The organism is Paenibacillus sp. PK4536 (assembly GCF_028594455.2).
GTDB lineage: Bacteria > Bacillota > Bacilli > Paenibacillales > Paenibacillaceae > Saccharibacillus > Saccharibacillus nuruki.
On sequence record NZ_CP126313.1, the window covers coordinates 2,218,134 to 2,231,728 of the forward strand.

Annotated in this window: 10 protein-coding genes; 7 read left to right on the forward strand and 3 right to left on the reverse strand. The window is 40.5% G+C overall.

The genetic code is table 11. The features are described from left to right. Positions 1-118: 118 nt before the first annotated feature. The 7 genes from PO903_RS10050 to PO903_RS10080 all read left to right on the forward strand — a co-directional run bounded on the left by PO903_RS10050 (position 119) and on the right by PO903_RS10080 (position 10,069). Positions 119-1,000 carry an AraC family transcriptional regulator gene (locus tag PO903_RS10050; protein ID WP_273593324.1) on the forward strand — a complete coding sequence of 294 codons (882 nt, stop codon included), beginning with the start codon at positions 119-121 and terminating at the stop codon, positions 998-1,000. A 29-nt stretch (positions 1,001-1,029) separates the two neighbouring features. Then, positions 1,030-2,247: an acyl-CoA dehydrogenase family protein gene (locus PO903_RS10055; RefSeq protein ID WP_285097457.1), complete on the forward strand. Its 1,218-nt coding sequence runs from the start codon at positions 1,030-1,032 to the stop codon at positions 2,245-2,247. Positions 2,248-2,345: 98 nt separating this feature from the next. Beyond that, entirely contained in the window at positions 2,346-2,570 is a 225-nt protein-coding gene (locus PO903_RS10060) for a hypothetical protein (RefSeq protein WP_069326710.1), read from the forward strand. A 466-nt stretch (positions 2,571-3,036) separates the two neighbouring features. Continuing rightward, the gene (locus PO903_RS10065) at positions 3,037-4,497 is read left to right on the forward strand and encodes a 3' terminal RNA ribose 2'-O-methyltransferase Hen1 (RefSeq protein WP_273593326.1); all 1,461 of its coding nucleotides are present in this window, start codon (positions 3,037-3,039) and stop codon (positions 4,495-4,497) included. Further along, positions 4,494-7,133: a polynucleotide kinase-phosphatase gene (locus tag PO903_RS10070; protein ID WP_273593327.1), complete on the forward strand. Its 2,640-nt coding sequence runs from the start codon at positions 4,494-4,496 to the stop codon at positions 7,131-7,133. The genes PO903_RS10065 and PO903_RS10070 overlap by 4 nt, the downstream gene beginning before the upstream one ends. Positions 7,134-7,202: 69 nt before the next feature. Beyond that, complete coding sequence (locus PO903_RS10075) at positions 7,203-8,432, forward strand: RtcB family protein (protein ID WP_273593328.1); 1,230 nt, start codon at positions 7,203-7,205, stop codon at positions 8,430-8,432. A 326-nt stretch (positions 8,433-8,758) separates the two neighbouring features. Then, on the forward strand, positions 8,759-10,069 hold the full coding sequence (locus PO903_RS10080) for an MFS transporter (RefSeq protein ID WP_273593329.1): 1,311 nt from the start codon (positions 8,759-8,761) through the stop codon (positions 10,067-10,069). Between the two features lie 154 nt (positions 10,070-10,223). Here PO903_RS10080 and PO903_RS10085 read toward each other — a convergent pair whose 3' ends face one another. The 3 genes from PO903_RS10085 to PO903_RS10095 form a co-directional block, all read right to left on the reverse strand. Further along, positions 10,224-11,126 (reverse strand): SDR family oxidoreductase, encoded by a 903-nt coding sequence (locus tag PO903_RS10085; RefSeq protein ID WP_069326868.1) that lies wholly within the window; start codon positions 11,124-11,126, stop codon positions 10,224-10,226. 200 nt (positions 11,127-11,326) lie between these two features. Continuing rightward, a complete protein-coding gene (gene uxuA / locus PO903_RS10090; RefSeq protein WP_069326867.1) occupies positions 11,327-12,391 on the reverse strand; it encodes a mannonate dehydratase in 1,065 nt (354 codons plus the stop codon). Positions 12,392-12,505: 114 nt separating this feature from the next. After that, entirely contained in the window at positions 12,506-13,435 is a 930-nt protein-coding gene (locus PO903_RS10095; protein ID WP_273593330.1) for an AraC family transcriptional regulator, read from the reverse strand. Between the last annotated feature and the right edge of the window lie 160 nt (positions 13,436-13,595).

Consider the following 13,595-nt stretch of genomic DNA (forward strand, 5'->3'; position numbering starts at 1 on the left):
CGTCACAGTGGTCATGAAGCGGTGTGCGGTTTGTTTGTACTATTGTGCGATTTGAAATGATACAATAAAGAAAGAAAAGCAAGGTGAATGTGCATTTTGCTGGTAAAGGAGTAGGGAAATGAACTGGCCTGTAGATTTGCAAGAACCGATGAATATGCCTGATCCTTATTTTCCAATCAAAATGAATTTTTGCCATTCTTCAGAGTACGGGCAGATTCTTTTCCCGCATCACTGGCATCCTCATATGGAGTTTCTTTATTTTGAAGAAGGCGAAGCGATTATAGAATGTAATTCGGTACCGATTCATGTACATGCAGGAGATATGATTGTGCTGAATAGTAACGATCTGCATCATGGAATAAGTCTATGTAATCATCTGGTTTATTATGCGCTTATTGCGGATCTGTCTTCATTACAAAGTCTTTCTCAAGATGCGGTCGAGACCAAATTTATTACACCGATGACGCAGAATCGTTTACTTTTTCAAAGTTATATTACAGAAGATCCTGCACTTGATCAGTGTATGACCGAGATTATACATGAATTCAAAACACGTCATTTGGGGTATGAGTTATCGATCAAATCTAATATGTATCGCTTGCTTACGATGCTTGTACGTCAATATGTAATTGAAGATTCGAACTGGCAAAATCATCATAGCCGAATTAAGAATTTAGAACGATTTACGCCGATTTTGCAACATATCGAACAGCATTATGCAGAGGAGATTCCTGTAGAACTATTGGCTCAAATGGCAGGGTTAAGTCGTTTTCATTTTAGCCGTCTTTTTCACGAATTAACGAATCGTACAGTGACTGAATATATCAATCGTGTACGTATTAATCGAGCCGAATATTTATTGCTCAATAGCAGTATGACGGTAGCCGAGATCGCGATGGCTTCAGGATATAACGATATTTCTTATTTCAGTCGTACGTTTAAAAAATATCGCAACGGTTCACCTACTGAAATACGTGCATCATTTGCAAATGTGGAATAATACAATCTGAACATGAGGTGCATAGGATGATGAATATACAGAATTATTTTGCTGTGACTGCGGAGCAACAGGCATTGGTTCAATGGATCGGAGATATAGCAGATCAGTATGCAGATGGAGCAGTAGAAGCGGATGAACATAATCAGTTAAATACAGAATTGATCCAAGCGCTCAAAGATGCAGGGTATCATACATTTTCGGTTCCTACAGAGTATGGTGGGAAAAGCATTTCACTGACTGACTTTTTGTTATGTCAGGAGCGAATCGCACAAGTGGATGCACCGACAGCGATTGCGATAGGTTGGCACCATATTTCGATGTTTAATCTATCACAAAGTCGGGCTTGGGATGAAGAGGTTTTTGCTGATTTATGCCGTGATGTGGTTGAGCGTGGTGCTTTAATCAATCGAGCGGATTCGGAAGCGGCAACAGGCAGTCCTTCACGTGGAGGTAAGCCCCAGACCCAAGCGACTCGTTCAGGAGAGAATTATGTATTGAATGGCAGAAAATCGTTTACAACGATGTCACCGATGCTTGATTATTTTTTGATCTCAGCCACGCTTGAACCAGATGGTAATGTAGCTGATTTTCTGATTCCACGTACTGTAGAAGGTGTGTCGATAGATCCTGTCTGGGATATGGTAGGAATGCGAGGAACGGCTAGTCACAATCTAGTATTAGAAAACGTTATATTACCTGCTAAAGCTTGTGTGGGTATACGTCCAAATGTGAATCCCAATCAACCGCGTAAATGGGAATTAAGTGCATATATGATGAATATTCCAGCCAGTTATCTAGGAATAGCGATAGCGGCAAGACAACATGCGCTCGATTTTGCATCAACATATCAACCGAATAGTGTCAACGAGCCGATTATTCATTTACCTCATATCCAGCAGAAATTAGGGCAGTTAGAGCTTGAACTCACCACAGCACGTCACTTTATGTATGCTGTAGCGAATCGTTGGGATAGAGAACAAGAGCATTCAGCATCAACTGGAAAAGAATCATTTTCGGATTACCAGAATTGGATTAGCCCTGATCTTGCAGCAGTCAAAACAGTAGCGATTCAAGCCGCTATCTCTGTAACCGATCAAGCAATGCGTATTGTCGGCGCTCATAGTCTAGCGATGAGTCATCCATTGCAACGATTATATCGCGATGTACGCTTTGGACTGCATAACCCGCCGATGGATGATGTAACGATCACTCAACTGGCACAACGAGCGATTCGAACACAACTTTAAAAAAATGGTTACCAAGTGAATAGTATCTACGTATGTTAAACAGGGAATTGAAATAATGTATACCAAATAAAGCGTAATTGCGAAAAGGACGAGATATTTTGTTAATTAACACACTGGCATGGATTGGCACATTGTTTATGGTATTGTCTGTTATATTAAGCAGTCGAGGATTTGGAGAAATTGGTGTTAGAAGGCGTAATGATGATGCTGAAATACAAGCATATATGGAGCGCAAAAGGAAAAGAATTCAGTGGGCGATTCGAAGTTTTGGCGTAGCTGTTGTATTTTATATTTTGGTTTTTATTATTTACGCTGTAGGATAACGTAATAAAGATCATGTTGACATTGTCTGGAAAAACGTTATATGATGTTCACAATTCAGGCAGGAAGACCTGAATGTATTCTATACACCACAAAAATAGGTAATACCCATACATGAAAAGGAGGTCGCGAGAAGATGAGTTATAATCCCAATTTGACGCTATTGAATCTATATACAGACGAACCACGTTATCAGAGTCAGCATCATTGGATACGTATTATAACGACTTATCATTCTGATCGGACCTCGCAAGATTTGTTTTCTTGCTGAATACATATGCTTATAGATTACCGCTTGTACCTTTTGCCAGCTCATACATGGCAGATGGATCAAGTTGTGTCTTACCGTATAATGATTCCAGTGTAAATAGCACTGTCGAGACCGTAGACGAATAAGTCTGCGGTCTTTTTTTATGTAGAAATCGTAGCCAGACAACCACAAAGCTGAATTTGAAGGAGGGAATACATATGTATTTAACAATCAAAGCTACTGGAACACATGCAAGTATGATCTCGCATTTATTAGCCAAAAATCCAAACAATCTTTATGATCGTACCGAAAAAGGTGCAAGAATACGACTGGTGTATACGTCTTTCCAGCCGGAAGAAACCGAAGTGTTGTTATTTGTGACCCCTGATCCGATTGATTTGGTCAAAGGAAGTCCCGATCATTATGATATTACTCAATATATTAACGATCGTGAATTGGTAGTGAGTAGCTTATTTTGTAGTTATATACGTCCAGCATTAGGTACAGCACTTAACGGTAAGCCCAAAGCGGATTATATAGATTGGGTGGAACATCCTTTTACTTTACACATGAGTATGGGTCCAGTCGCTTCCGATTTGCCTGATTCTATGATTGAATCGTTATTTCAACCGCTTGGTTATGAAGTGCAGATGGAGCGTGGTGAGATCGATTATTCATTTGATCTCAAAAATCGAAGTACTGTACGTCATATCCAGATTAGCGGGCAACAGACATTACAGCACATGCTACGCCAATTATATATTTTGATTCCAGTTCTTGATAATTATAAACATTATTATATTAGTGACGATGAGATTGAGCGATTGCAACGTTACGGTGAAGGCTGGTTATCCACACATCCACAGCATGATCTCATTATCAAACGCAGTCTACGATTTGCTCCGTTAATTAAAGAATATGAGCAAAAAGTAGCAAAAAATGAAGATATAACCAATGTATCAACGGAATTATCCACACATCAAGCAGAAGCAAGTGAAATGAAGTCAGAACTATCTGAAGATCAGGACAAACAATACGATTCAAATCAGACAGAACCTCCTGTGATTCGATTGAATGAATTACGTTATCGGGCAATCGTCGAACAAGTTAGCCAATTGCCACAGCATAAGCAAATTGTTGATTTTGGCGCAGGTGAAGGGAAGTTATCTGTTCGTCTTGGAGAGATCGAAGGGGTAGAGCAGATTTGGGCAGTAGAGCCTTCGATGCAGTCTCAATTACGAGCGATTGACCGATTTGCCAAATTAGAAGGACGTACTGATTATGTTATTCCGGTGGTAACTACAGGGTCTTTATTTTATCGTGATGAACGTTGGGTCGATCAAGATGTGATCATTTTATGTGAAGTGATCGAGCATATCAATGAAGTCCGATTGCCACAAGTCATCCACACGTTATTCACAGATTACCGTCCACAGACCTTAATTATGACGACACCGAATCGGGAATATAATGAAGTCTATCAGATGGGCAAAGATGAGATTCGTCATACCGATCACCGATTTGAATGGACACGAGCAGAATTGGAGCAATATTGCACACAGTGGATTCAAGATAGACCGTATACATTTACCCTTTCAGGTATTGGGGAAAAACATGAACAGTATGGACAACCTACCCAAATGGTTGTATTTCATAGAATAGGAGGACAGCACCTATGAACAGGCAAATGACAGAAGAACGTAGTGATTCATCTTCCGGCACGATTACGATTCCTCATGCTGGGATTGTGCTCTTAATGGGTGCATCCAACAGTGGAAAAAGTACATTAATTGAGCAACTCAAGCAACAACAATATATTGGAGAGCATGAAAGTCTGTCCTCTGATCAATTTAGGCAAATGGTTGGCGATACAGATTATATTGATTGGCGGCGACCTTCTCGTGAAGAAGGAGAAGTGATGTATCAGCAGTATAAACGCATTTCTGATCAAGCTTTTAAAGTGATGCAAGATCTATTAATCGCGCGCTGTCGCTTAAATAAATTAACGATTGTTGATGCTACACATTTACAACCTGAAGATCGAGCAGTCTATATTACACTGGGCAAGCGATATCATGTACCTGTGATACTGATTGCACTGGATATTTCTGAACAGACATTGATAGAACGGGATCAACATCGTGAACATCCACGAGGACGACAACGGGTCAAGCAACAAGCTCATCAATTCCGAAAAAGTATCAAAGGATTGCGAAGTGAAGGATTCAGCTCTGTATATATTATCAAAGAGCATAAATATGCAGATTTACAATGGAAACGGTCTGCTAACCATATGCTGATCGAACTGACAACAGGGATTGATATCATAGGCGATATTCATGGTTGTTATGATGAAATGATCGAATTGATCGAGCGCTTAGGATATATTGCCGATTCAGCAGGATTATATCGTCATCCGGAAGGACGCAAGTTAGTATCTGTTGGCGATATTATGAGCCGTGGACCGAAGTCGCTAGAGACAATGATATTTTGGCATAATCAATTGACCGAAAAGTTGGCATGGATGGTCGATAGTAATCATGGTTGGAAAATCGCTCGTTATTTGGAAGGTAGACAGGTAACAATGAGTCATGGAGATGAGCAGATTATTGAAGCATTCCAACAATATGAAGCGATTCATGGTATAGAAGATACAAAGATATTAAAAGAACAATTGAAAGACATGTTGTTATCCACACCTTCGCATCTAGTCTTTACACAACATGGAGTCCAACGATTAGTCGTTGCTCATGCCGGGATTCGAGATGATTTCATCGGTAAAGATTCCAAACGTATTGATGATTATTGCCGTTATGGTGATATTGATGGAACAGATGAAGCTGGCAAACCGATTCGTAAAGACTGGTTTGCCGATCATACATCAGGGGAATGGATTGTATGGGGACATGATCCTCGTCCACAGCCTACAACCGTCAATCAGACGATCAATATTGATCAAGGTGCTGTATTTGGTGGCATGCTGACAGGATATCGTTATCCTGAGCAGACTTTTATGAGTGTCAAAGCGTATGCTGATTATGCACAAGATCCGAACAGCCCGCTAGTTCGCTGGGAAGAAGGACGATTTGCTCCGCCTTCGTTATCACGTCTAATTGACGGATATACGGTTCAGACTAAGGTTTATGGAGAAGTAAAAGTACGCAGTGAATTTGTCAAAACAGCTTTAGATACAATTTCACATTATACGATTCCGTTAGAAGAATTAATCTATATTCCACCAACGATGACACCACCTCCATTGGCGGCAGTCGCAGAGAATTATCTGGAACATCCAGCCGAAGCGATCGCTTATTATCGTGCGCAAGAAGTGAGTACGATGATCGCTGAGAAAAAGCATATGGGCAGTCGTGCGATTGTATTACTATTCCGTGATGAACAAGCGGCTATTCCTTATATAGGTAGACCTCTGCATGGAACGATTTATACACGGACAGGCAGAGCATTTTTCCAGATGGAGTTAGAACGTGAAGTGTTATTAACTTTGCAACAGCAACTACAAGAAGCCGGTTATTTTGAAAAGTATCAGACCGATTTCGTTCTTATGGATACAGAGATTGTGCCATGGAATCTGAAAGCTCGTGAGTTGATTGCTTCTCAATATGGACATGTCTCTGAAGCGGCTACAATGGATCGAGATTATATCGTTAATCAATTACGCAAAGCTCAAAGTACTGGTGCTACAGTGAGTGACTGGATTTCTGAATGGACGGTCAAACAGCAAAATGCCACTATTTTCCGAGAAACATTCCAGCAGTATTGTTGGGATACCGACGGCATGGAAGGGATACGGATCGCTCCTTTTCATATTTTGGCACATAGTACAGGAGCTTTTATGGATCAGACACATGAGTGGCACATGAAGCATGCTGAAGAATTAGCTCAATATAGTAACTGGTTTATGGCGACAGAGTATAAAATGATCACCGATGAGAATAGTGAACAAGACGTTATACAATGGTGGCAAGAATTAACAGAAGACGGACATGAAGGTATTGTGATCAAGCCAGAGAAGATGATAATGCATCATCGCAAACAACTAATTCAACCAGCGATCAAAGTGCGAGGACAGAAATATCTGCATATGATCTATGGCATCGATTATTTGCACCCGAATAACTTAAGTCGTCTCAAACAACGTAAAACGCGTAAAAAAGAACGTCATGCTTTGATGGAATTTGCGCTAAGTATAGAATCGGTAGAACGTTTTGTAAGGCGTGATCGTCTGGAGCAGATCCATGAATGTGTATTAGCTGCATTATCGTTAGAATCGGATGCGGTTGATCCACGATTATAGATGATTTTTGTAGGCATAAATTATAGATTGAAATTATCTCAAATGAAGTAGTTAAGGAGAGTGAATACAATGGCTTTTCAAGTGATAGAGGGTGTACGAGTGTGGGGTGAACCCGATGCAGGTGCACTGAGTCAGGCAGTAACTTGTGCGCAAACGGGTCAAGTTGTTCAAGCATTATTAATGGCGGATCATCATAAAGGATACAGTCAACCGATTGGTGGAGTCGTTGCTTATGATGGGCAAATCTCTCCATCGGGTGTAGGTTATGATATCGCCTGTGGCAATAAAGCTGTCCGTACCAATCTCATGGCGGCAGATGTCTTACCGAATATTAGCAACATTATGGATCACATCGCAAACACGATTTCTTTCGGAGTCGGACGTAATAATAAGAACAAAGTCGATCATGAACTGTTCGATGATCCCAATTGGGATGTGTACAAAACAGCAGGTGATCTTAAAACCCATAATCTATTAAAAGAATTAGCTCGTAATCAATTAGGTACGGTAGGCAGTGGTAATCATTATGTCGATCTATTTGTTGAACCGGTAACGGGAAAATTATGGATTGGGAATCATTTTGGAAGTCGTGGATTCGGTCACAAAACGGCTAGTGGATTTCTTAATTTAGCGGCAGGACGAGAGTTTCTAGCCAAAGCACCAGGTGAACATATGGATCAACCACCTGTACTGCTGAATATGAATGATGAATTAGGAGATATGTATTACCGCACGATGAAGCTTGCCGGGCGTTATGCGTATGCAGGTCGTGATTATGTGATTCAAGAAGTGCTGAATATGTTGGGTGCAGAAGCTGATTTTGAAGTGCATAATCATCATAATTTTGCATGGAAAGAAGTGCATAACGATCAAGAAACGATTGTGATTCGTAAAGGTGCTACGCCTTCAGCGCCAGGTCAATTAGGATTTATCGGTGGAAGTATGGCGGATATCTCGGTGATTGTGCGTGGTAAAGATAGTCTTGAAAATAAAGATTCCTTCTATAGTACAGTTCATGGAGCTGGACGAGTCATGAGTCGTACACAAGCCGCAGGGAAAATGAACTGGAAAACACGTACACGTTCAGGTGGACAAATTAGCCGTGAACAGATGAAAGCCGCTGTCGATGATTTTGGCGTCGAATTGCGTGGAGCTGATACAGATGAAAGTCCGTTTGCTTACCGTCAATTGCAAACTGTACTGGATGCTCATCATGAGACATTAGATATTCTGCATGTACTTCGACCGATCGGTGTCTGTATGGCAGGTGCGAATGAATTTGATCCGTATAAAGATTGATTCCTAGCTTAACCATCATTAAGATATACCAAAAAGGACTTTTACTGCCATCAGAGCAGTAAAAGTCTTTTTTATTTCTTTATATTACTTAATTACGTTATTTTTATATAGAAAATAAGTATAAAATAGTCTAATATGTTCTTGTAAGTCGTTTATGAATGTAGCATAATATAACACATGGTTGTGATACTTAAAATTGACAAATTAAAAAAGAAAATCATATACTAAATAATGGACATTTTTACAATTAGTTAAATTTATTTTATACATTATTTATAATGAAAATTGAATATACATACAATATGATATGAAAGGAAGCGAAGTTGTTGATAAGAAAATCATTTTATATGTTATGGGGGACACAGACGGTCTCTAATATCGCAGATATTGTTTATTTACTGAGTCTGATTACACTGGTTTTTACCGCTACAGGTTCGCTTGTGACCACCATACTAATTCCTTTATTTCGCATGTTATCCAAAATTGTTAGTGGGTTGATTGCTCCATTGGTGTTATCGAAATATCGTCTGACTTCTATATTAATAGGATCGCAATTCGGGCAGTTCGTATTATTTGCAAGTTTAATTTTTTATTTAAATAGTACAGCTACTCCTGCTTATGTGATTATTTTTCTTATTGTGTTCGGTATGTCTTTTCTAGATGGTTGGACAGATCCGGCGCGCAATGCTTTGATTCCACGATTAGCTTATGATGAAGGATTAATGAAAGCAAATGGATTCATGTCGATTAGCGATCAGATTATCAAATGTGCAGGTTGGGCTTTGAGTGGTCTTATCGTGGCGATTATTGGTGCGATTCCAACGATGTGGATTGCAGCTGTTTGTTATTTGTTAGCGATGATCTTTACTGCTTTTATCCGAGATCCTTATGCTTCTCCACGTAAAGAACCTGCGGTAGTTGCTATTACAGATGAGGATACGCTTGCCACAGAAGTGGTCTCTGAGTCGCCAGCACAACAGTCAGCTTCACGTTGGGAGCAATTATCGGAAGGTTGGAAAGTACTGGGACGCAATCGGCGTATTCGAATGTTAGCGATTATTGATAATATAGATACACTGGGCGGAGCAGCTTGGATCGGTGCATTTGTACTGGCTTTTGTGGTACAGGTGTTACATCAAGATGCACGCTGGTGGGGATTTATGAATGCTTCCTTTTTTGTAGGTTCGATTGCAGGCGGAATATTTGTAGTCGCCCGTGTAAAAAAACTACAAAAAAATGCTTTTCCAGTCATGTTAATTAGCTTGCTCGCGTATGTAATTATTACCTTATTTTTTGCATACAATGTAGTGCCGTGGATAGCCTTGATCTTGATTGGATTATCCGGCTTACCTGTACAGATTGCAGGCGTGATTCGCCGAACACTGATTCAGCAGAATCTAACTCCTACCGAAACGCCGAATGTGATGTCTGCATGGAGTGTACTTAGTAATCTGACTTTTGCGATAGCGATGTTATTGTTAAGCTGGTTTGCCGATACATTTGGGATGAGTAATATGTATTTACTTGCAGGCTTGTTAACGCTTGCTGCTATTGTTATGGGCTTTGTCAGTCGGGCTATTTTCCGCGAAGATTATGAAGGTTATGTACAAGATAAAAAGTTGGCGGCTTCAAAGTAGTAGATGATACAAAGTGCTGATTTGTGAAATGTTAACGCACATGATCAAAGCCTGTTCTTTTCCCATGGTCATACAGGGATAAAGAACAGGCTTTTTGAGTGATTGTATATGATGAACATATATAGGATGCATTAAATAATAGTAGAATTAAATACTAAACGCCTGAATACGCCATAAATCCACCATCTACAGGAACTGTTATTCCGGTCACAAATCCAGAAGCCTGCGAATCAGCAAGCCATAACAGTGTTCCTAGTAGATCATTGGGTTCGCCGAATCGACGCATCGGGGTATGAGCGATAATTTTCTCAGAACGTTCATTGTACGAACCATCTTCGTGTTTGAGCATTTTGGCATTCTGATCGGTTAAGAAAAATCCAGGTGCGATCGCATTAATTCGAATGCCTGCATCGGCAAAATGAACAGCTAACCATTGTGTAAAGTTATTGATTGCCGCTTTGGCAGCACTATAAGCAGGTACTTTGGTCATTGGAGAATAGGCACTCATGGATGAAATATTGATGACTGTGGCACCTTCACGGTGGATCATATTCCGTGAAAAAATTTGTGTAGGAATCAATGTACCAATCATATTCAGGTCGAATACATCACGGAACCCATTGAGTCCAATATCATAAAAAGTCTGCTTGGAGACATCATTCAGATGTTCTTCACGAAAAGCTTCTTCTGTTGTATTGGCATCGGGATGATTACCACCAGCACCATTAATCAGAATATCGCAAGCACCAAATTCAGCCATCACCGTAGCTTCGGCTAGAATCACGCTATCTTCTTTGGTCACATCACAGCCTACAGCAATCGCTTCACCACCTGCATCACGAATCTCGGCAGCCACCATTTCACCTTTGGCTAATGTACGATTTAAGATCGCGATTTTACAACCTTGTCGTCCTAATTCATAAGCCATCGAGCGGCACAATACACCTGCTCCACCTGTAATTACAACGACTTTACCTCGTAGATGAGAGTGAAGTGGAAGTGCATTTTCTTCGGTTTCGGTAGGTGGTTCGCCCGCTGTTTTTTCAGCAGAACGGATCACTTCACGTAATGTTTTGTCTACCAGTGCATTCCCTGTTGAAGGGGCTTTGGGTGCGGTAGGAGGGACATCTGCTACTAATAATGGATCTGCTTCTAATTCGGTTGTATGCTGATGTTGATGATCATCTTTTCCTGTAAAAGATTGGCTCAAAGTTATCCCTTCCTTTCACAATAGTGCTTTTTGGAGTGTGAGGATATTCAAGTACGTTTATATTGAAATGAATCCCATAATCCCCATAGATACATAATACCCAAAGCACGGTCATACAACCCGTAACCCGGGCGACATTCTTCATTCCAGATATGTCTGCCATGATCCGGTCGACAATATCCAGTGAATCCTTCTTCGTGATACGCTTGTACAATGCCAGTTAGATTGACAGTTCCATCTTGTGTACGATGAGACGTTTCAGCGAAATCGCCATTTTCTTCGACTTTCACATTACGCAAATGAGTAAAAGGAATCCGATCGGCAAATTCATGTACCATAGCGACAATATCGTTGTCTGGATTCGCTCCTAATGAGCCACTGCACAAAGTGATCCCATGTGCTGGACTGTTATACATATTCAAAAAGCGTCTGATATTATCTTGGCTACGAATAATACGAGGTAGACCAAAAATCGACCAAGGTGGATCATCGGGATGGATCGCCATTTGGATACCATTTGCTTCAGCAACCGGAATAATTTCATCTAAAAAGTACTGCAAGTTGCTCCATAAATGATCTTCAGTGAATCCTTCATAAGCTTTGAATAATTCAGTTAAATGAGCTAACCGTTCAGGCTCCCAGCCGGGCATTGTTAATGCAGAATTGGCATTGATCTGAGCTACTAATTCCAATGGATCAATATGCTCGATTTTGCTTTTTTCATAAAAAAGAGAAGTAGAGCCGTCTGACGCAGGGCGGTGCAGATCGGTACGTAACCAATCGAAAATAGGCATGAAATTATAACAAATCACTTGAACACCAATTTCTGCTAGATGGATAATCGTCTGCTTATAATTGGCAATATACTGATCACGAGAAGGTAAGCCTAGCTTAATATCTTCATGAATGTTGACGCTCTCAACAACGTGCGTATGTAGACCATAACGATCAGCAGTAGCTTGGATCTCATGGATTCGCTCTTGCGACCATACTTCGCCGACAGGTACATCATGCAGTGCCCAGACGATCCCTTCAACTCCGGGAATCTGCCGAATCTGTTCTAATGTGACCGTATCATTATGTTCTCCAAACCATCGGAATACCATTTTCACAACCATAACACCTCCATCATCCCAAATCATAAATAAGTATAACTATAACAATAAAGGAAGAATATTCATTACACAACAACGAACTTGCCCGCCAGTAGGAGAGCAAGTTCGATATTAGGCTTTACATTCGGAAGGCATCACCATTTGATTTTTGCGATAATGACTGGGCGATATGCCAGACCAGCGCTTAAATTGCCTGCTAAAATGAGCAATATCACGATAACCTAGAATCGAAGCAATATCTTGTATCGACATGCGTTGATCGGACAATAATAATTTGGATTTGTGAAGGACTAGATTAGATAAGTAACTGCGCGGAGAAATCGCAAATACTTGATGGAAAATTCGATTGCAATGAGAAGGGCTGATCCCTAGTTCGGCTGCAATATCGTCAATCCCATAATGGGAATCAGACGTGGCTTCCAGTTGCACAATATTGCGATTGGCGATGCCTTGCAATCGAGCAGCAATCTGATGTGCCATTTCGACATGGGCATAACTTGCAGGCGCTAGACCAGCAGCTTCATTGGATATCGCTTCCCAGAGCACGCCAAACAATTCAAATACCGAAGCTTGCAGACGCATTCGACGGGTAATAATATGTTCATCGGTATGATCGATCGGCTGGGCAATTTTGAGCAAATGAGGGCGTAACGCTTGAGCCACTGCACTGGATTGTCTAAAAATCACTTGATTCAGCCGTTCCAATAATGATAAAAACAATCGATCATCAATATCAAAATGGATACAAAAATACGTAAAAGACTGTCCATCAATCGTACGACTGGAATGAGAAGTACCGGGTGAAAGGATCATCAGATCGCCTTCTTGCTGAACATAACTTTGCGAGCCAACCGTCATGAGTTGTTGCCCTTGTAATACATAATTAATCTCATACTGTGGATGATCGTGAATCGGATATTGCCAATCTGTACTGACTGTACGCAAATGAATACCGAACAAATTCATTGTTGTCTGCACATCTGGAAAAATGGTCTCAGCTAGACTTTGTCCCCATTCGGGTGGAATAAAGGAAGTAGACATGGACAACCTCCAATCTCACTATAATGCTTGATTTGGGTAAATAGATGAGCGATTTGGAAATGGTCTTACAGAATATACTTTGATAGGATAAATCTGAACTATTAAGGTAATTACTGATAGCATACACGGATACCTATCAAAATGAAAGGGGTTACAAGAA

What these genes read in the sequence shown, in the direction of transcription:
- PO903_RS10065 (WP_273593326.1), top strand. Translation starts at nt 3,037, where the DNA reads ATGTATTTAACAATCAAAGCTACTGGAACACATGCAAGTATGATCTCG.
- PO903_RS10050 (WP_273593324.1), top strand. Translation starts at nt 119, where the DNA reads ATGAACTGGCCTGTAGATTTGCAAGAACCGATGAATATGCCTGATCCT.
- PO903_RS10075 (WP_273593328.1), top strand. Translation starts at nt 7,203, where the DNA reads ATGGCTTTTCAAGTGATAGAGGGTGTACGAGTGTGGGGTGAACCCGAT.
- PO903_RS10055 (WP_285097457.1), top strand. Translation starts at nt 1,030, where the DNA reads ATGAATATACAGAATTATTTTGCTGTGACTGCGGAGCAACAGGCATTG.
- PO903_RS10095 (WP_273593330.1), bottom strand. Translation starts at nt 13,435, where the DNA reads ATGTCTACTTCCTTTATTCCACCCGAATGGGGACAAAGTCTAGCTGAG.
- PO903_RS10070 (WP_273593327.1), top strand. Translation starts at nt 4,494, where the DNA reads ATGAACAGGCAAATGACAGAAGAACGTAGTGATTCATCTTCCGGCACG.